Genomic DNA, 18,665 nt, shown 5'->3' with positions numbered 1-18,665 from the left:
CGCGGCGGTGCCGGGTAGCTGCCAGCCATGGCGCGGTATACGAAACCCGAGCTCAGAGAGCAGATCAAGGAAGAGGTAAAGGCCTCCGACAAGGGCGGCAGGCCGGGGCAGTGGTCGGCGCGTAAGTCGCAGCTTGTCACTCAGGAGTACAAGAAGCGCGGCGGGGGATTCCTTGGCGCAAAGGACGAGCGGCAGAAGTCGCTCCAGCGCTGGGGCAACGAGAAGTGGCAGACGAAAGAGGGCGACACCCGGGCGCGCAAGGGCGGCACGACAAGTCGTTACCTGCCCAAGAAGGCCTGGGAGGAGATGTCGGAGAGCCAGCGGCGCGCGACCGACACGAAGAAGCGGGCCGCATCGCGGTCCGGCAAGCAGTACGTCGCGAACACCGGGCCGGCGAAGCGGGCGCGTCGGGACGCCACCACGGCCGGCCGGATGTCCGAGATGTCGGTCGCCGAGGCGACCAAGCTCGTGCGTGGCCTGGACACGCGGCAGCTCAGGACCGCGTTGCGCAACGAGCATGCCGGCAAGGACCGCAAGACGCTCGTCCAGCGGCTCGAAGCGGAACTCAATCGGCGCGGTTAGCCGACCGGGTCAGGCAGTGCCAGGCGGCGTCCCGAAGCCCGTCGACGTGATCCGGTCGTCGTCGCGACGGCGCAGGATCTGCACCTCGGTGGTGGCCTCGGAGCCGGTCAACGGCAGCACGTCCACCGATGCGGGCACGACGGCGGCGATGCTCGCGGGCGCGATCGTCACCCCGAGGCCGGCCGCGACCAGGTGCGCCACTGTCGTCCAACTGCTGGCCTCCTGGACGATGCGTGGGGTGTACCCGGCTTCCAGGCACGGCCGGAGATTGCGCTGGTAGGCCCGCTCGCTGGCCACCCGTGGGAAGAAGACGAAGGGGTCGTCGCGCAGTACCGCCGCGTTGATCGCGGGCTCTCCCACCTGCGGGTGATCGCCCGGCAGGACGGCGACGAAGGTTTCCCTGGCGAACGTGGTGCCGACCAGGTCGTCGTGGTCGTCCGGGTCCCGGACCACGCCGAGGTCGACCTCGGCGTTCAACAGCCGGTCGACGATGTGCGCGGTGTACGCCTCGTGCAGGCGTAGGTGAACGGCCGGGTAGCGCTCGCGGAACCGACGGATCGGCCCGGCGAGCCCGAGCTGGATCGCCGAGCTGACGAACCCGACGTCGAAGCGTCCCTGCTCCCCGCGCCCGATCCGGCCCGCCTCGTCCACGTCGTCGGCCACGGCGGCCAGCACCCGCCGGCACCGATCCAGGTACGCCTCGCCGGCCGGTGTCAATGCCACCGACCGGGAGGTACGGACGAACAGCGGCGTACCGATCATCGCCTCGAGTTGGCGGATCTGCTGCGACAGCGGCGGCTGGGCCATCCGCAGTCGTAGCGCGGCCCGGCCGAAATGGAGCTCCTCGGCGACGGCGACGAAGTAGCGCAGGTGGCGTAACTCGGGATCCATACTCCAAGGATACGAATGAGCCCGAACAAGATATTGGACGTTCGAATGGCGGCGGCCGGAGAATCGAACCATGAAGCCGAGCACGCTTACCGTCACGTCCATGACGACAGCCGCGGAGGCCGAGGCCTTCCGCACGCTGAACCTGGAATGGATCTCCCACTACTTCACAGTCGAGGAGTCGGACCGCAAGACGCTCGACGATCCGTTCACCGCCATCGTCGACCCGGGTGGCGACGTGCTGATCGTGCGCGACGGTGGGGAGATCGTCGGCTGTGTCGCCCTGATCCGCTACTCGGACGACGTCTTCGAGCTGTCGAAGATGACTGTCGCCCCGGTGGTGCGCGGCAAGGGCCTCGGCCGTCAGCTCATCGCGGCGGCGATCGAGCGGGCCCGCCAGCTCGGCGCGACGACCCTGTTCCTGGGCAGCAGCACCAAACTGGCGAACGCCGTGCATCTCTACGAGAGTGCCGGCTTCCAGCACGTCAGTCCGGACCAGATCCCACTGCCGCCGTACGCCCGCGCCGACGTCTTCATGCGGATGGCGCTCTGAGCTGGTCCCACCACCGACGCCGGCACGGCTTAACCCGGCCTTAGCGTTCGGACAGCGCGGTGCTATCCCGGTTCACCCGATCCTCAGAGGCGACAACCGAGGAAAGGTGGACACCACGATGAAGCGCACCAATCTGCTTCTGGCGACGGTCGGCGGTTCGGCGGTGCTGGCGGTGGCCGGGGTGGCGCTGGGCGTCAACGCCGCGGACGACGGGCGGACGGTCGGCACGGCACTCGCGGCGGCCACCGTCGCCCCGACTGCCACTGACGCGCCGGAGGGCGGCGCGACCACCGCCGCGCCGGGAACCAGCGGTACGCCGTCGACCAGCACCCCGTCGGGTACGCCGTCGAGCGGTACGCCGACCACCGGCACCGCGCCGGCGGGCAGCGCGGTCGACGAGAAGCGCGCTGGTGAGATCGCACTCGCCAGGGCTGGCGGCGGCCAGATCGTCGAGGTCGAGGCCGAGCAGGAGAACGGCCGACCGGTGTGGAGCGTCGAGATCGTCGCTGGCGACACCGAGCACGAGGTGGACGTCGACCGGGACAACGGTTCGGTGGTCAAGGCCGAGCAGGAGCCGGTCGATGACGACGACGACGACGACAACGACGACGACGACGCGGACGACCGGTCCGACGACGATGACGACAGCTCCGACGACGACTGACACCAGCCGGCGGCGCCCCGACCGGATTCACCATCCCGGTCGGGGCGTCGCCGTGTGGGCGCCCGGCTGGACGGGTGGGTCCCAACCCTGGCTGGGCGGTGGGTGCAGCTTGCGGCCGGCGTTGACCCGCGACACCGCCGGCACCGCTGCGGTGACCTGTTGCTGCCGGTCGCGGTGGGTGTTCCGGTACCGTGGGTGAACACTGTCGAGGTCTTCGGTTGAGTGGTGGAGTGGGTCGTGTCTGTGTGGGCGGCGGGTAAGGTCATCCGATTTGACGAGGCGCGTGGCTACGGCTTCATCGCGCCGTCGAAGGGCGGCGAGGACATCTTCGTCCACGCCAACGATTTCGGCGAGCAACGGCATCTCGTGCATCCCGGCATGCGGGTGGAGTACCAGGTGGAGGCCGGTGACCGGGGGCTGAAGGTGGCGTCCCTGCGGATCGTCGAGCCGGTCGCGGCGTTCCGGCCGGAACGGGTGCCCGACGTCGCGCCGGCGCGGACCGGGCAGACCGGTGAGGACGACGGCATGTGCGACGTCCTGTCGCCGCGCGAGTTCAGCTACGAGGTGACGGAGTTGCTGATCGAGCGGGTGCCGACGTTGACCGCCGCCCAGCTCGCCGCGATCCGGCAGTCGCTCGTCGAGCACGCCCGGTCACACGGTTGGGTCGAGAGCTGAGCCGGCGTGCCGGTCACAGCCCGGCGTGCATGGTGAGGCTCTGCCGCAGGTGCAGTTTCGGCCTGGACCCGACGATCGAGCCGACGACCTCACCCCGACGGAACACCAGCAGCGTCGGCAGGGACATGACGCCGTAGCGCCGGGTGGCCTGCGGGTTTTCGTCGGAGTTGAGCTTGGCGATGACCATCCGGTCGCCGAATTCCCCGGCCAGCTCGACGAGGCTCTTCTCGATCATCTTGCAGGGCGGGCACCACTCGGCCCAGAAATCGACGACGACGGGCCGGTCGCTGGCCAGCACCAACTCGGCGAACGTGGGGTCGGTGACGGTGATCAGGGTGCTGACGGTCGTCTCCTGGGGCATGTTGTCTCCCGGTGTGCGATGGCGTGGGTGAGCTGGGTGCGCAGCTGCTGACGGACCGCTGCGAGCCGGTCGAGGTAGTCGTCGACCTCGGCGAGCTTGCGCCGCAGCACCAGCACGGAATCGGGGCAGACGTCGCCGGAGGCGTTGCCCGCCCGTAGGCAGGCGACGAACGGACGGACGTCGTCGAGGCCGAAGCCGACGTCGAGCAGCGCCCGGATCTCCCGGACCACCCGCAGCTCCGCCTCGTCGTAGACGCGGTAGCCGTTGGCCGAGCGCTGCGGGCGTACCAACCCGTGGGCCTCGTAGTAGCGCAGCGTCCGGGTGCTCGTCCCGGCGCGTTCCGCCAGCTCACCGATCAGCATCACGACCCCCTCGACCAGCCCGTCGCGACCAGGCTAAACCTTGTCGTCAGCGTCAAGGCAAGGTCGCGCCCGGGGACGGCTCAGGGCGCCGCGAGGCGGCGCCCTGAGCGTCGGTGCGTGCCGGTGGGGGTGCTAGCCGATGCGGAACTGCTCGCCGTAGACGGCGAACGTCAGCGGCGTGTTCAGGTTGAGGTTGCCGTTGTTGAGGAACACCCGCTGGGCCGTGTCGACGCGGGAGGTGTCCGAGTGCGCCTCCTCCTTGCGCATCTCGATGACCCGCTCGTCGAGGAACGCGTTGAGCCAGGTCCGCTCGTCGCCACCCTGGGCCGGGGGCTTCGCGCGGGCGAGGGCGCGGCTGCGGATCTGGCGCATCCCCTCGTACCCGTGCATGACCGCCGCGTCGTAGTAGGCGAACTGGCCGAGTGCCCGTACCCCGTCGTTCTTGCCGTCGCGGACCGACGGGTTGAAGTAGACCCGGTCCCGCTCGGCTTCCTGGGCGGCCCGGAACACCGAGTCGTTGGCGGCGGTGCGCCAGTCGCGGGGGAAGTTGGGGTCGAGGCCGGCGTGTGAGGAGGTGCCGTTGACGGCACGCAGCGCCGGGAGGTAGCCGGCCAGCACGTTGCCCGGCTTGGTGTTGGTGTACGCCTGGACCAGTTCGAGCATGTCCCCGGTGCCGGAGCAGAAGCCGATGATGCCCGCGGTGTAGCCCCGACCGTCGCCGATGTCCTCGATGTAGGAGAACTGCGCACGCCAGTCGAGCGAGGAGTTCTCCGCCGCCGAGACGAGCTGCATGGCGACGTCCTTCTTCGCCGGGTCGTCCAGGTTGGTGCCGGCCGGGACGGTGGCGGTCGGCGTGGGAGTGGGGGTGCCGCCGCCGGGAAGGGTCCACTGCTGGTTGGTGGTGCCACCGCAGGTCCAGATCTGCAGTCGGGCGCCGTTGGCGGTGCTCCGGTCGGTCACGTCGAGGCACTTGCCGGAGGCGGAGTTGATCAGGGCACCACCGCTGGCGGCGGTCCACTTCTGGGCGCCGGTGTTGTTGCAGTCGTACAGCTGGATCTTGGCGCCGTTTGCGGTCGACGCGGCGGTGACGTCCAGGCACTTGCCGAGCGCCCGGATCGAGGCGTCGCTGTTGCCGACCGTCCACGTCTGGGCCGCGCTGCCGTTGCAGTCGTAGAGCTGCACCGGCGTGCCGTTGGCCGGGTTGGCGCCCGCGACGTCGACGCACTTGCCACCGAGGCCGGTGATCGGGCCGGCGGTCGCGGCGCTGGCCGACGGCAGGCCGTAGCCGACCGCCGCGACGCCGGTCAGCAGGGTGCCAACGACGTAGGCGGCTGTTCTCTTGCGCACCATGGTGTTCCTCGGGGAAGGGGCGGCGTGCCGCCGGCCGGTGGGTGCCCCGGCGCGACGATCGGCCCCGGCGGGCACCGCGAGCATCTGGAAACTGTATTAACAGATATCAGTGCGTCGGGCCGCCGTCAATCGACGACCGCAGGCGGTGACGACGCCTGTTCATCTCGTTGTCGGCAGGCGTTGTACGCGTGGACGGCTACCGGGATGCTCGCTGGCCGGACCGCCCAGTTAGATGGCGTGAGCAGTGCCGCATCCCGGGCGGAACGAACCGGGACGGCAGCGATACGCGAGGAGCGATACATGGCAGTCCACCTGCGCCGTGCCCGGTCTCTGGGGGCCACAGCCGCCGCCGTGCTCGCCGTGGCGGCGATGTCCGCCTGCGGCGGCGCCGACGGCACCGACCCGGTCGGCGCACCCACCGCCGCCGCGTCGGCCACTGCCACGCCGGCCGCCCCCGCGGGCCCGCCGGCCCAGGGCAAGATGCGCGGGTACGGCACGGTGCGGCAGCTCAGCGAGGCCGCGGACCTGGTGGTCCGGGGTGAGGTCGAGGCGACCGGGTTCCGGGTGGACGAGGTGCTGCGCGCGGCGGACGGATCGGCGGTCGCGGCCGGGACGCGGATCACGCTCGCCAGCCTGGATCGCGGCGTGGCGGACATGGCGCAGATGTCCGCGCTCACGGCGGGTCAGGTCGTCGTGCTCTACCTCGCCAAGGACCCGGCGGCCCCGACGTTCCGTACGCTCAGCGGCGACTTCGGGGTGTTCGACGCGGCCGGAGCCGACGACGACGCGGTAGTGGCGTCCCGCTCGCAGGCCATGGCCGTCAGCGGCTTGGTCACCGAGGACCCGGCCGCGTCCGGCCACGGTTTCCGCACCACGCTGGGCCAGCTCCGCAGCGTCGCTGCCCAGGTCAAGTAGGGCGACGGAAACGCGGACGGCACCCACCAGGGTGCCGTCCGCGTGCTCACTACTCGCGATAGGTGGCCAGGTCGAAGTCGGCGTACACCCCGTCGCCGCCCAGATCCTGCACCCACAGGCCGACGAAGGCTCCGGTGAAGCCCCACGCGGCCGGCTCGCCGTCGATGATCAGTGCGGCGTGCTCGTCGGACAGGATGGTCGCGTCCAGCTCGACCGGCAGTTGCTGCCAGCCGGCGCCGAGGTCGTAGTCGAAGCGCACCACCGGCCCCTCGAACACCGCCCGCAGACCGACCCGGGTGACCCCGCTGGCGTCGACGGTCAGCTCGGGATGCGGGGTGCGTCGCCCGTTGTCGGAGCTGAGCAGCTCCAGCACCGTCCGTCCGTCGTCGGCGCGGGTCAGGTAGAGGTGGTGCCAGTTGAGGGTGTTGTAGTAGGCGGTTATCCCGGCCAGCTGGCGGTGGTCGACCGGGTCGAACTCCACCACCGTCTCCAGCGAGCAGTGCGTCGCTTCGACCCGTCGCGCGACGAGGCTGGGGGCCTGTCGGCCGACAGGTGACTGCCCGCCGTGCACGCGCAGGTACGACGGGCGGGACCGTAGGTCGATCCAGTCGTCAGTGGCCGGCCGGCGCAGCGTCGACCAGCACAAACCCAGCTCGGGGGCGTCGAAGTGGTCGGTGTCGGGATCCGCCGGCCACGGGTGCGCGGGCAGATCCGGTGCGACCACCTCGTCCGCGGGCACCCCGCCGGGGATCCGGGGCCAGCCATCCGCCGGCCACTCGACCCGCTGGATCGCGGTCTCCCGGCCCAGCACACAACTGCCGAGCGGTGAGTAGGGGCGACCTACCAGGTGGGCCAGATACCACTCCCCGCCCTGGGTGCGCACCAGGCTGCCGTGACCGGCCTTCTGCAACCGCAGGTCGGGCCGGCCCACCGAGCTGAGCAGCGGGCCGTCCGGGTCCACCTCGTACGGCCCGAACAACTCCCGGGACCGCGCCACGGTGACCTGGTGCTCCCAACTGGTGCCGCCCTCGGCGGTGATCAGCCAGTACCAGCCGTCGTGGCGGTACAGGTGCGGGCCCTCGGTGACCCCGACCGGGGTGCCGGTGAACAGGATGCGGGGCCGACCGACCAGCCGGCGCGCGGCCCTGTCGTACTGCTGGATCTCGATGCCGCCGAAGCGGTCGCGGCCGGGTCGCCAGTCGGCGCTCATGCTCAGCAGCCAGCTGGTGCCGTCCTCGTCGTGGAACAGGGCGGCGTCGAAGCCGCGCCCGTGCAGTTTCACCGGATCGGACCAGGGTCCGGCGATGTCCGTGGCGGTGACCAGGAAATTCTGGGGATCCCAGTAGCCGCTGGCGAAGCTGGCCACGTCGCTGTAGACGAGGTGGAACTGCCCGTCGTGGTACGTCAGGTCGGGCGCCCACACTCCGTTGGAGTCGCCGCAGCCGCGCAGGTCGAGCAGGCGGCGGTCGGTGATGATCCCGCCCAGGGTGCGCCAGTTCACGAGATCACGCGAATGGTGCACACGCACGCCCGGATACCACTCGAAGGTCGAGGTGGCCAGGTAGTAGTCATCGTCGACGCGCAGGATCGACGGGTCCGGATGGAATCCGGCGAGGACGGGGTTGCGGATCGACCGGGCAGCGGTCACCACGTCAGCGATGTCGGTCGACACGAGGGCTCCTCTGGACGACTGTCTGGAACTTCCGGAAACTTGCGGTCCCGGATCACTGGAAGTCCTGCCTACGCTAGCCGGTCTTTTCGCAATAGGACAGAGGTCTTGACCGTTGCGGCCACAGCTCGTAGCGTGCCGGCCATCGACCGGTAATACCGGCGAAGCAATGAAAGTTCCGGAGATCCATAAGTCCCACCGCCGGCTCGGCCGGCGTCCGAGCACCCAGTGAGTCCCCGAAGGGATGGATCATGACTACGCACCTTTCCCGCCGAACGCTGCTCGGCCTCGCCAGTGCCGGCGCCGGCGCCTACCTGCTGAGCGCCTGCAGCGGCGACGAGAAGTCCAGCGACCCCAACGCGCCGCAGACCATCAACTGGTGGCACATCCAGAACACCGACCCGATGCTCCCGGTCTGGGCGGCCATGGCCAACGAGTACAAGGGCGCCCACTCGAACGTCACGATCGACATCCAGCCCCTGGAGAACGAGGCGTTCAAGGCCAAGCTCACCACCGCCACGCAGGCCGGTGACGTGCCGGACCTCTTCCAGTCCTGGGGTGGTGGCGTGCTCAAGCAGCAGGTCGACGCCGGTCTGGTCAAGGACCTCACCGACGACACGAAGGACCTGGTCGCCGGCATTCTGCCCGCCGCGATGGAGCCCTACACCATCGACGGCAAGGTCTACGGCATTCCGTTCGACATCGGCATGGTCGGGTTCTGGTACAACAAGGAGCTCTTCACCCGGGCCGGCATCACCGAGACCCCCACCACCTGGAACGGCGTGCTCGACGCGGTCCGCAAGCTCAAGGCCGCCGGCATCACCCCGGTCGCCCTCGCTGGCAAGGACAAGTGGCCGGCCCACTTCTACTGGTCCTACCTCGCGATGCGCATCGGTGGTGTCGACGCCCTGCAGAAGGCCGTGGACAGCAAGAACTTCGACACCCCCGACCTCGTCGCCGCGGGTGAGCGGCTGAAGGAACTCGTCGACCTGCAACCCTTCCAGAAGGGCTTCCTCGGCGCGGAGTTCGGCTCGCCCGACGGGCAGGCCGCCACCATGGGCAACGGCAACGCCGGCATGGAGCTGATGGGGCAGTGGGCGCCGGCGGTGCAGGCGTCCAGCTCCACCAGCAAGAAGGGCCTCGGCGACAAACTCGGCTTCTTCCCGTTCCCCTCCGTGGACGGTGGTAAGGGCGCCGCGACCGAGGTCTTCGGCGGTGGCAACGGCTTCGCCGTCGGTAAGGACGCCCCGGCGTCGACCGTCGACTTCCTGAAGTTCCTGCTCAGCGTCGAGAACCAGAAGCGCTCCGCGCAGACCAACGCGGTGAACCCGACGGTCACCGAGGCCACCTCGGCCATCAGCGACCCCAACAACAAGGCCGTCGCGGAGGCCCTGGCCAAGAACACCGGCTTTCAGCTCTACCTCGACCAGGCGTACGCGCCCGCACTCGGGCAGCAGATCAACGACAGCGTCGCGGAGATCATCGCCGGCAAGAAGTCCCCGGCGGCGATCGTCAAGGACATCACGCAGGTGGCAAAGACCGTCTGATCGTGACCCGTCATCCATCCGTAGCCGGCCGTAGAACCCGAGTGGAGCAGGCATGACCAGGCCATCGACCGTGTCGGACACGAGGCGCGGCGACTCGGCGACCGATCCGCCGGCACCGGGGCCGGGCACCGCGCGCAAGCGTGGCCGCCAGCCCCGGCCGGGCCGGGGTGGCGTCCTCGCCGTGTTCCTGGCGCCTGCCCTGGCGCTGTTCGTGCTCCTTGTCCTCGCCCCCATCGTGGTGGCCGGCTACGCCAGCCTCTACAAATGGAACGGCTTCGGACTGCCCGAGAACTTCATCGGGCTGGACAACTACACCCGCGCCTTCGGCGACCCGACCTTCCGCGGCGACCTGTGGCGCGGCCTCGTGCTGGTGGTGCTGTCCCTGGTCGTGCAGCTGCCGGTCGCGCTGGCCCTGGCCATGCTGCTCAACCAGCCACTGCGGGGTCGCGCCGCGTACCGGCTGATCTTCTTCGCCCCGTACGTGCTCTCCGAGGTCACCACGGCCGTGCTGTTCACCCTGGTGTTCTCTCCGAACCGAGGGTTGGGCGAGGGCGTAGCCCGGTGGTTGGGCTCTGATGCGGGCACCGTCTTCGCCGACCCGGACACCGTGCTGTACGCCGTCTTCCTGGTGGTGTCCTGGAAGTACTTCGGTCTCTACATGATGCTGTTCCTGGCCGCCCGGCAGGGCATCCCCAAGGAGCTGTCCGAGGCCGCGCTCACCGACGGCGCCACCGCCTGGCAGGCGTTCCGGCACGTCACCCTGCCCCTGCTCGGCCCGACGATCCGGATCAGCATCTTCCTGTCCGTCATCGGCACCGTCCAGTTGTTCGACATGGTCTGGGTGCTCACCGGTGGTGGCCCGATCCACTCCTCGGAAACCCTGGCCGTGACGATGTACCAGTTCGGCTTCAAACGTTTCGAGGTCGGCTACGCGAGCGCCATCAGCATCGTGATGTTCCTGTTGAGCCTCGTCTTCGCACTGTTCTACCAACGCATCGTGCTGCGTCGCGACACCGCGGGCGCGGTCACCACCCAGGGAGGCCAGCGATGACCGCCACGACGAGTCGCGTCCAGCGGACCCGCAGCGTCGTCCTGCACCTCGTCTGCATCGCCGTCGGCACGCTCATCGTCGTGCCGGTGTATTTCGGCGTGCTCGGCGGCTTCAAGGACAACGGCCAGCTGTCCACCAATCCGTTGGGCTGGCCCGATCCCTGGGTGTGGAACTACCTCGAGATCCTCAGCGAGGGCGTGTTCTGGCGGCAGCTCGGCAACAGTCTCCTCATCGCCGTGAGCAGCACCTTCATCGTGGTCGGAGCGGCGGCGATGGCCGCATTCGTCTTCGCTCGCTACGCCTTCCGGGGTCGCGAGTTCCTGGTGACCCTGTTCGCTATCGGTCTGATGTTCCCGTTCGCGGTGGCCATCCTGCCGCTGTTCGTCCTGCTGCGCGGTATGGGCCTGCTGGACAATCCGCTCGGTGTCATCCTGCCCCAGGCCGCCTTCGGGCTGCCGATCACCATCATCATCCTGCGCCAGTTCTTCCGGACCATCCCGGCCGAGGTCGAGGAGGCAGCTGTCCTCGACGGCTGTAGCGCCTTCGGGTTCTTCTGGAGAGTCCTGCTGCCGATGGCCCGTCCGGCCCTGGCCACCGTATCGGTGCTGGCCATCGTCACCAGCTGGAACAACTTCATGCTCCCGCTCGTCGTCTTCAGCGATCAGAGCTGGTGGACGCTTCCCGTCGGAGTTCAGGCGTTCCAGGGGCAGTACGCCGACGACACCGCACGGGTGCTGGCGTACGTGGTGCTGTCCATGCTGCCGGCCCTGGGCTTCTACGCCGTGGCCGAACGGCAGCTCATCGGCGGTCTGACCGGCAGCGTCAAGGGGTGACATCGCACCACCGCGAGCAGACCTGACGCTGCCCGCACGACGAAGGGAGGAACCGTGGGCACGGAGAACGGCCGAAACGTCACCATCGCCATGATCGCGCGGTTGGCCGGTGTCTCCGTGCCCACGGTCTCCCGGGTCATCAACGGACGATCCGACGTCGCCCCGGACACCCGGGAACGCGTCGAGGCGTTGCTCAACCGGCACGGCTACCGACGTCGGTCACCGGCCCGGCGTACCGACGCCGCTCTCATCGACCTGGTCTTCAACGACCTGGACAGCCCGTGGGCCGTGGAGATCATCCGTGGGGTGGAGGACGTCGGCCAGACCAGCGGCGTGGGCACCGTGGTGTCGGCCATCCACTGGCGCATCTCCTCGGCCAAGCAGTGGCTCGACAACATGCGTACCCGCTCCACCGAGGGCATCATCTTCGTGACCTCGATGGTGAACCCGCCGTTGCAGGCCGAACTGCGCCGCCTGCACCTGCCGGTGGTCATCATCGACCCGGCCGGCGTCGACCCGCAGGAGTCACCCACCATCGGCGCCACCAACTGGGCCGGCAGCCTGAGCGCCAACCAGTACCTGATCAGCCTCGGCCACCGCCGCATCGGCTTCATCGCCGGCCCACCGCACCTGATGTGCAGCCGGGCCCGGATGGACGGCTACCGGGCCGCCCTCGGCGCCGCGAACATTCCCCTCGACGACGACCTGATCCGTCCGGGCAACTTCTACCACGAGGGCGGCTTCAGCGCCGGTACCCAGTTGCTGGCCCTGCCCGACCCGCCCACCGCCATCTTCGCCTCGAGCGACCAGATGGCGCTCGGCGTCTACGAGGCGGTCCGCAAACGCGGGCTGCGGGTGCCCGACGACATCAGCGTGGTCGGCTTCGACGACCTGCCGGAGGTCCGGTGGTGCTCACCGCCGCTCACCACAGTTCGTCAGCCCCTGGCCGAGATGGGCATGCTGGCCGCCCGGACCGTGCTGCGACTCGCCGGGGGAGAGAAGACCGAAAGCCCACGGGTCGAACTCGCCACCGAGCTCATCGTGCGCGACAGTGCCGCACCGCCACGGCGGCCGGCACCGTCGGGGCAGTCCGGGTCGTGACGCCGACTAGGCTCCCCTGACATCGCCGGGGTTTCGTGGGGCATGGGGAGCTGACGATGGGGCTCGTCGAGTTCGGCCGTAACCAGTACGGTGCGGCCAGCATGATCAGCGGTGATCGGCGCTTCCGCGACCTCGCCTCGCAGCTCACCAGCGATGTCCAGAACTACGCCCCGGACTGCCTCGAACTGCTCCAGTGCATCGACGACGCGGCGTCCGGGCGTTCCGCCTGCGAGGAGTTCGAGGGCAACTCGTCGGTGGTCCGCTGCACCTCGGCCGGTGTCACTGTGGTGAGCTGCGGGCCGGTCCGGTCGGGGACGACCTACTCGGTCGACGAGGCTCGGACGGTCATCCTCGCGTACTTCGAATTCCTCGCCCCGGCCGCGCCGGACCGGGAGCGGCACCTGCGGACGTGGGAGCGGGAGCACGGCCGCCCGTTCCCTGGCCGGCACCTGCTGCGGCTGACCGACTGACCCCCTCAGACACTGATCATCGTCTATGGACATACGTGTCCTGTTAGCGCTAACGTGACGGACAGTCGTCGATTCTCGACTGGCTCCGGGCAATCGCGAGAGCGGTGACTCCTGGTCCGGAGCAGCCGACGGCGGCGTGGGGCGGACGGGTGGGGACGTGGCCGACGCGGGACGGCTACCGGGAGCCGTCGGTCCCGGCCAGGTGGCCGGGTCGCGTCTGGTGGTCCCGCTGCTCAGAGTCCGGGCCCGAGCAGCGGGACACCACCCGGGCTGAGGCACACCCACCAACCACACCCCCTCGACTCCAACCAGAGCGTCGGCACCTTCTACGAGGGCGCGATGGTCGCGGGTTACCCGTCCGACGCTACCGAGAACGCGGTACAGGCGAACATCACCGTCGCCGGCTACCGCTGAGCCCGGGTGCCGCCGCCCCGCGCGGACGGCGGCCACGACCAGACCGGTGGCCCGGCCCGGGATCCTTCCCGAGCCGGGCCACCGGCCGGCCGAACACCAAACGGGGTACGTCGACGTCGGTAAACGCGTCAGCCTCTGGTCCACCGCTGGCTGTTCGAGCTGTTGCAGGTCGAGAGCACCAGCTGGGCGCCGTTGGCGGTGCCGGCGGCGTTGGGTGCGAGACACAGGCCGGACTGCACGCCGGTGACCGTCCCGTCGGTGTTGAGGTTCCACTGCTGGTTGGTGCCGCCGTTGCAGTCCCAGATGATCGCCCGGGTGCCCGACGTGGTCCCCGCGCCCTCGGCATCCAGGCACTTCGTGCCGTACACCTGGAGTTGTCTCGCGGCGGTCGGCGTCCACTGCTGGTTGGTGCCGCCGTTGCAGTCCCACAACGCCACCTGGGTGCCGTTCGTCTGCGACCTCGCCGGGACGTCCAGGCAGCGACCGGCGTTGACGTTGCGCAGCGGTCCGGCCGTGCCGCCCGGTGGCGGGGTTGTCGGGTTCGGCGGCGGTGTGGTGGGGCTCGTGCCGTCGAAACCGATGAACCGCACGGCCTGGGCCGCGTCGAACGGGATGGAGTGGCCGTACCCCTGGAAGCTGATGGCCTCCACGGGTGCCGTGCCGCCGGTGCCCCCGTAGCGGGTACGGGTGGCGCTGGCCTGCGGCGAGTCGGTGTAGGCGGGGGTCTGGGACACGCCGGTGACGTTTGTCCACTGCTTGATCTGTTCACCGAAGTTGACGTAGCTCAGCGTGGTGTCAGTGGTGCCGTGCCAGATCTGCACCCGGGGGCGTTTGCCGGTGTAGCCGGGGTAGGCGTTGCGCACCAGGTCGCCCCACTGTTGCGGGGTCCGCACGATGCGCCCGCCGGAGCACTCGCTGTTCCACTCGGCGCCGTTGGTGGTGGCGAAGCACCCGAACGGCACCCCGGAGGAGCTGAACCCGGCGTTGAACAGGTCCGGGTAGAGACCGACCATGACGTTGGTCATCATCGCCCCGGAGGAGAACCCGCCGACGGCGATCCGGTTGGCGTCGACCGGGTAGCGGCCCCGGACGTAGTCGACCATGGACTTGAGGCCGACGGGGTCGCTGCCGCCGTCGCGCCGCAGCGCCTGCGGGGAGGACACGTCCCAGCACTTGCTGCTCCGGGTCACCGACGGGTAGATCACGATGAAGCCGTACCGGTCGGCGAGGGAGCTGAGCCCGAAACCGGAGTGCACCGCCGGGCCGCTGCCGGTGCAGTAGTGCAGGGCCAGGAGCAGGGCCGGTTGGGCCGCGACCCGGTCCGGCACGTACAGGTGCATCTGGAGGTTCGTCGGGTTGGTGCCGAAGTTCGTCACCTGGGTGAGCGTCGCGGCCGACGCTGGGGTGGCGACCGTGACCACGGCCGTCATCGTCGCCAGGGCCGTCGCGAGCGCGGCGGCCAGCAGTGCGATCCTTGATTTCATCGGCGCTTCCTCTTGTGCTGGGTCGGGGACTCGGCGCCAGCACGAGGTGATCTGGTGGTGGTGCGGACGCGCGTCGTCCGCCGCGCGTCGTCGGCAGCCGCGGTCAGGTCCTGGTGCGACGCCCGCCTGCCCGGGGGACGTCGTCTCGCCGAGGCCGACCGGCGGGGGCTCTCCCGGCGAGCCGCGAACGCCGTTCGCCTCGACATCGACTGTGAGCGATAACATGCCGTTCGTCAAGCAGTGACGTATGACGTGTCGACAGGCGCGGGCTTGAGATTCCCGAGCCGCCCGTGACATTCTTGTGCGTCGATGAGCGGCCACGTGCGGGGCCGATGTCCGTCCGATGGGCAACCAGGATCCGGCACGGATGCTGGGGGACGGTGCGACGAGCGATGGACCGCCGAGAGCCATCCGTGCACCCACTCCCGCAAAGGAACCCCAGCCCATGCAGAACCAGACGAGGCGCGCGTCAGTGGTGGCCAGCGCGCTGCTCGCCGCGACCGCGCTCGCCGGCATCAACCCACCGACGGCCAGTGCGGCTCCCGACCCGGTCACCGTGACCGTCAACGCCCGCGCGGGGCTGGCGACAGTGCCTGCCACCGCGCTCGGTGTCAACCACGCCATCTGGGACCAGAACCTGGGCACCACGCAAACGTCGGACCTGCTGCGCGACGCCGGTGTGCAGATGATGCGCTACCCCGGCGGCTCGTACGCCGACATCTACCACTGGAAGGACCACACCGCGCCCGGCGGCTACGTCGCCCCGGGGACCGACTTCGACACCTTCATGGCGGCGGTGCGCCGGGTCGGCGCGCAACCGATGATCATCGCGAACTACGGCACCGGGACACCCGCCGAGGCGGCTGACTGGGTGCGATACGCCAACGTGACGAAGGGCTACGGGGCGCGGTACTGGACCGTCGGCAACGAGAACTACGGCAACGGCCACTACGGGTCCGCCTGGGAGGCGGACGACCATCCGGACAAGAGCGCGACACAGTACGCGAGGCTTGTCGTCGAGTACGCCGACGCGATGAAGGCGGTCGACCCGAGCGTCAAGGTCGGCGCGGTGCTGACCATGCCGGGCAACTGGCCGGACGGGATCACCGCCGGCAGTGACCCGGGCCCGTGGAACCAGACGGTGCTCTCCATCGCCGGCCCGAAGATCGACTTCGTGGACGTGCACTGGTACCCGGGCGGCACCGCCGCCGAGTCGCTGGCCCGCGTCAACCATCTCCCCGACGCCACCTACCTGCTGCGGCAGCAACTCGCCAGGTACGCCGGCGCGGACGCCGAGCGCATCGGCATCAGCTTCACCGAGTTGAACGTCGACGTCGGCCGCACCACCCAACCGGCCGCGCTCTTCCTGGCCGACGTCTACAGCGGGCTGCTGGAGAACGGTGTCTTCACCGCCCAGTGGTGGAACGTGCACAACGGCATGGGCACCGTGACGCAGGTGGCCGGTCAGACCGACTACGGCGACTTCGGGTTGCTCTCCAGCGGGGCCTGCACCGAGGACGGGTCGGTGTGCCAGCCGCCGCTGAACACACCGTTCGCGCCGTATTACGGGCTGAGCATGATGAAGCTCTTCGCGAAGACCGGCGACCAGTTCATCCGCGCCGGCACCGACGAGCCGTTGGTCACCGCGCACGCCGTGCGCCGCGGCAACGGCGACCTCGCGGTGCTGCTTGTCAACAAGGACCCGGACGCGGCGCATGACGTCACCATCGACTACGCAGGGTTCACCCCGTCCGCCGCCGCGCCGACCGTCGCCACCCTCAGCAACGGCGCCACCGGCATCGCCACCAGCCAGTCCGGCTCGGCGACCAGCCGGACGCTGCCGGCGTACTCGCTGACGACGCTCGTGCTACGCCCGGCGGGCGCGACCGCCGGCCTGCCCTCGGCGCCGGGCCAGCCCACCGCCAGTGACGTCACCGACCGGGCCGCGACGATCTCCTGGCCGGCAGCCACCCCGGGCCGCAGCCCAATCGCCAAGTACGAGGTGTACCGGCAGAACGGCGCGGTGAGCGAGCAACTCGGCGAGACGGCGGGCACCTCGTTCACTGTCGGCAACCTGGTGCCGGGCAGCAGATACACGGTGAACGTGCTGGCCCGCGACACCGCCGGCCGGGTGTCCTGGGCCTCACCACCGCTCACCTTCGCCACCGGCAGTCCCGCCACCAGCGCGTGCACGGTCCGGTTCACCACGGCCAACGACTGGGGTAACGGCTACATCGGTGGTGTCGAGATCGTCAACAACGGGACCAGACCGATAAACGGCTGGACGCTCACCTGGACCTGGCCCACCGGCTGGCAGCAGGTGAGCAGCGGGTGGAGCGCCACCTGGGAGCAGACCGGCACCGGCGTGCGGGTCACGCCCACCGACGACAACCGGCAGATCGCCGTCGGGAGCAGCGTGAGCGCCGGCTTCGTCGGCGCGTACAGCGGGCCGAACGTGCTGCCCACCGCGTTCACCCTCAACGGCACCGTCTGCGCGAGCGGCTGACCGCGGCGTGGTGCGCCGGCTGGCCCGTTCGCGCGGGGCCAGCCGGCCGGTCAGTCACCATCGCGGGACCAGTCCCGCGGTGGCACGACGGCGAGTTGGGGTTCGCCACGTATCGGTTCGAGTGCGTACAGGATCCGCAGGTTGCCGTCGGCCGCGGCGTCCTCGTCCGTGCGGACCCGGCCGGTGCTGCCGTCGGTGCTGACCAGCAGCCACCTGTCGGGATAGAAGCTGCCGTCGTCGACAAGCGCCCGGATCCGGAAGGCGCGGGCCAGCGCAACGGCCAGCTCGCGTTCGCCGAGCCCGGTGGCGTCGGCGAGTTCGGTGTCGCCGATCAGCACCCAGCCGAACTCCTCGTCGTCCTCGGGCGGCGTGAACATGGCGACGGGTCGCGGGTCGTCAGCCGAACGGTCCGCGATGCGCCCGACATAGATCGCCGCGGGCGCGATGCCGTAGTTGTCCGCGAGAAACCGCCGCAGCTCGGCTGCGCGGATCTCACCCTCGAACTGGATCTGGTAGACCAACACCCACCCCCGGTCGTTCTCGTGATGGCGGGCAACACCGTACCGGCATCGACTGCCACCTGGGGCCGGGTAGACCGTGTGCGCGACAGGCTGACGCTGCCGTCGGGTGGCCGGCCGGCCCGTTCGTCGGGCCGGCCGGCTCCCGGCCTCGATCCCGGCGACGGTGCCGGGGGCAGGGGGCCGCGCCAGTCCGGGGCGACGTCGTCGTGGCCCCCTTACCCGATAGTGAGAACCATGAGTTGGTGGCAACGGTCCCGCCCTGGCTACGCCGTCGACGGTGTCGAGCCGCAGCGCGTCGACGGCTGGGACGTCTTCGACGGTGACGCGTTGGCCGGGTCGCCCGTGGTGGCCGAGGCCGCCGCGCGCCTGCCGCAGGACCCGGCGCTGGAGGACCTGCCGGGCTATCTGGCCGTCTCCACCAGGGACGGCCGGGAGTGGACGCTGAGCTTCGACGACGGGAAGCTGGCCGTCTTCGGTCTGTCCCGCCCAGGCAACGACTTCTTCGAGCAGGCGTTGACGGCCGCCCCGTGGACCGAGTCGGTCGACCGCGTCGACCGCGAGGTCTTCCTGTTCAGCACGGCCGGGGTGCGGACGGCCGACGTCGTGCTGGCGTTCTGCGTCGACGTGTGTGGTGAGGTCTTCCGTCGACTCGCCGCATAGTTCCCGCACCCGCGCGCACGACGAAGCGCCCGTCCCCATGTCGGGGACGGGCGCTTCGG

The 18,665-nt window shown here is 69.9% G+C and carries 19 protein-coding genes and 1 pseudogene; 13 read left to right on the top strand and 7 right to left on the bottom strand.

Annotated features, from left to right (window positions below; translation table 11 throughout):
• Positions 1-27: 27 nt before the first annotated feature.
• Positions 28-582, top strand: coding sequence for a DUF5872 domain-containing protein (locus AB0B85_RS00190; RefSeq protein WP_357401832.1), 555 nt, complete (start codon positions 28-30; stop codon positions 580-582).
• 9 nt (positions 583-591) lie between these two features.
• Here the strand turns inward: AB0B85_RS00190 and AB0B85_RS00185 are convergent, their stop codons facing one another.
• Positions 592-1,473, bottom strand: coding sequence for a LysR substrate-binding domain-containing protein (locus AB0B85_RS00185; RefSeq protein ID WP_357401830.1), 882 nt, complete (start codon positions 1,471-1,473; stop codon positions 592-594).
• Between the two features lie 100 nt (positions 1,474-1,573).
• Between AB0B85_RS00185 and AB0B85_RS00180 the strand changes: the two genes are divergently transcribed.
• The 3 genes from AB0B85_RS00180 to AB0B85_RS00170 all read left to right on the top strand — a co-directional run bounded on the left by AB0B85_RS00180 (position 1,574) and on the right by AB0B85_RS00170 (position 3,362).
• Positions 1,574-2,023 (top strand): GNAT family N-acetyltransferase, encoded by a 450-nt coding sequence (locus tag AB0B85_RS00180; protein WP_357401828.1) that lies wholly within the window; start codon positions 1,574-1,576, stop codon positions 2,021-2,023.
• 118 nt (positions 2,024-2,141) lie between these two features.
• Complete coding sequence (locus tag AB0B85_RS00175; protein ID WP_357401826.1) at positions 2,142-2,687, top strand: PepSY domain-containing protein; 546 nt, start codon at positions 2,142-2,144, stop codon at positions 2,685-2,687.
• Positions 2,688-2,930: 243 nt separating this feature from the next.
• A complete protein-coding gene (locus AB0B85_RS00170) occupies positions 2,931-3,362 on the top strand; it encodes a cold shock domain-containing protein (RefSeq protein WP_357402391.1) in 432 nt (143 codons plus the stop codon).
• A 13-nt stretch (positions 3,363-3,375) separates the two neighbouring features.
• Here AB0B85_RS00170 and trxA read toward each other — a convergent pair whose 3' ends face one another.
• The 3 genes from trxA to AB0B85_RS00155 form a co-directional block, all read right to left on the bottom strand.
• Positions 3,376-3,723, bottom strand: coding sequence for a thioredoxin (gene trxA / locus AB0B85_RS00165; protein WP_357401824.1), 348 nt, complete (start codon positions 3,721-3,723; stop codon positions 3,376-3,378).
• Positions 3,693-4,085 carry a MerR family transcriptional regulator gene (locus tag AB0B85_RS00160; RefSeq protein WP_357401822.1) on the bottom strand — a complete coding sequence of 131 codons (393 nt, stop codon included), beginning with the start codon at positions 4,083-4,085 and terminating at the stop codon, positions 3,693-3,695. Before AB0B85_RS00160 ends, trxA begins: the two co-directional genes overlap by 31 nt.
• 132 nt (positions 4,086-4,217) lie before the next feature.
• Positions 4,218-5,519: a chitosanase gene (locus AB0B85_RS00155; RefSeq protein WP_357401820.1), complete on the bottom strand. Its 1,302-nt coding sequence runs from the start codon at positions 5,517-5,519 to the stop codon at positions 4,218-4,220.
• A gap of 216 nt (positions 5,520-5,735) precedes the next feature.
• Between AB0B85_RS00155 and AB0B85_RS00150 the strand changes: the two genes are divergently transcribed.
• Positions 5,736-6,350: a hypothetical protein gene (locus AB0B85_RS00150; protein ID WP_357401818.1), complete on the top strand. Its 615-nt coding sequence runs from the start codon at positions 5,736-5,738 to the stop codon at positions 6,348-6,350.
• A 49-nt stretch (positions 6,351-6,399) separates the two neighbouring features.
• Here AB0B85_RS00150 and AB0B85_RS00145 read toward each other — a convergent pair whose 3' ends face one another.
• Complete coding sequence (locus tag AB0B85_RS00145) at positions 6,400-8,022, bottom strand: glycoside hydrolase family 43 protein (RefSeq protein ID WP_357401816.1); 1,623 nt, start codon at positions 8,020-8,022, stop codon at positions 6,400-6,402.
• A gap of 248 nt (positions 8,023-8,270) precedes the next feature.
• Here AB0B85_RS00145 and AB0B85_RS00140 point away from each other — a divergent pair, with 248 nt between their 5' ends.
• The 6 genes and pseudogenes from AB0B85_RS00140 to AB0B85_RS00115 all read left to right on the top strand — a co-directional run.
• On the top strand, positions 8,271-9,566 hold the full coding sequence (locus AB0B85_RS00140) for an extracellular solute-binding protein (protein WP_357401814.1): 1,296 nt from the start codon (positions 8,271-8,273) through the stop codon (positions 9,564-9,566).
• Between the two features lie 52 nt (positions 9,567-9,618).
• Positions 9,619-10,617: a sugar ABC transporter permease gene (locus tag AB0B85_RS00135; RefSeq protein WP_357401812.1), complete on the top strand. Its 999-nt coding sequence runs from the start codon at positions 9,619-9,621 to the stop codon at positions 10,615-10,617.
• Entirely contained in the window at positions 10,614-11,450 is an 837-nt protein-coding gene (locus AB0B85_RS00130; protein WP_357401810.1) for a carbohydrate ABC transporter permease, read from the top strand. The genes AB0B85_RS00135 and AB0B85_RS00130 overlap by 4 nt, the downstream gene beginning before the upstream one ends.
• 54 nt (positions 11,451-11,504) lie before the next feature.
• The gene (locus AB0B85_RS00125; protein ID WP_357401808.1) at positions 11,505-12,551 is read left to right on the top strand and encodes a LacI family DNA-binding transcriptional regulator; all 1,047 of its coding nucleotides are present in this window, start codon (positions 11,505-11,507) and stop codon (positions 12,549-12,551) included.
• A 56-nt stretch (positions 12,552-12,607) separates the two neighbouring features.
• Positions 12,608-13,021 (top strand): hypothetical protein, encoded by a 414-nt coding sequence (locus AB0B85_RS00120; protein WP_357401806.1) that lies wholly within the window; start codon positions 12,608-12,610, stop codon positions 13,019-13,021.
• Positions 13,022-13,321: 300 nt separating this feature from the next.
• Positions 13,322-13,435: pseudogene (locus AB0B85_RS00115) on the top strand (arabinofuranosidase catalytic domain-containing protein); the annotation flags it as partial.
• A 128-nt stretch (positions 13,436-13,563) separates the two neighbouring features.
• Here the strand turns inward: AB0B85_RS00115 and AB0B85_RS00110 are convergent.
• A complete protein-coding gene (locus tag AB0B85_RS00110) occupies positions 13,564-14,919 on the bottom strand; it encodes a PHB depolymerase family esterase (protein ID WP_357401803.1) in 1,356 nt (451 codons plus the stop codon).
• A 445-nt stretch (positions 14,920-15,364) separates the two neighbouring features.
• Here AB0B85_RS00110 and AB0B85_RS00105 point away from each other — a divergent pair, with 445 nt between their 5' ends.
• Positions 15,365-17,425, top strand: a complete 2,061-nt coding sequence (locus tag AB0B85_RS00105) for a cellulose binding domain-containing protein (RefSeq protein ID WP_357401801.1) — start codon at positions 15,365-15,367, stop codon at positions 17,423-17,425.
• 50 nt (positions 17,426-17,475) lie between these two features.
• Here the strand turns inward: AB0B85_RS00105 and AB0B85_RS00100 are convergent, their stop codons facing one another.
• Positions 17,476-17,946 (bottom strand): hypothetical protein, encoded by a 471-nt coding sequence (locus AB0B85_RS00100; protein ID WP_357401799.1) that lies wholly within the window; start codon positions 17,944-17,946, stop codon positions 17,476-17,478.
• 234 nt (positions 17,947-18,180) lie between these two features.
• Here AB0B85_RS00100 and AB0B85_RS00095 point away from each other — a divergent pair, with 234 nt between their 5' ends.
• The gene (locus AB0B85_RS00095) at positions 18,181-18,606 is read left to right on the top strand and encodes a hypothetical protein (RefSeq protein ID WP_357401797.1); all 426 of its coding nucleotides are present in this window, start codon (positions 18,181-18,183) and stop codon (positions 18,604-18,606) included.
• Positions 18,607-18,665 lie beyond the last annotated feature (59 nt).

The organism is Micromonospora sp. NPDC049044, from assembly GCF_040649215.1.
GTDB lineage: Bacteria > Actinomycetota > Actinomycetes > Mycobacteriales > Micromonosporaceae > Micromonospora.
The sequence above is the reverse complement of the archived record's forward strand: the minus strand, read 5'-3'. Positions and strand labels throughout refer to the sequence as shown.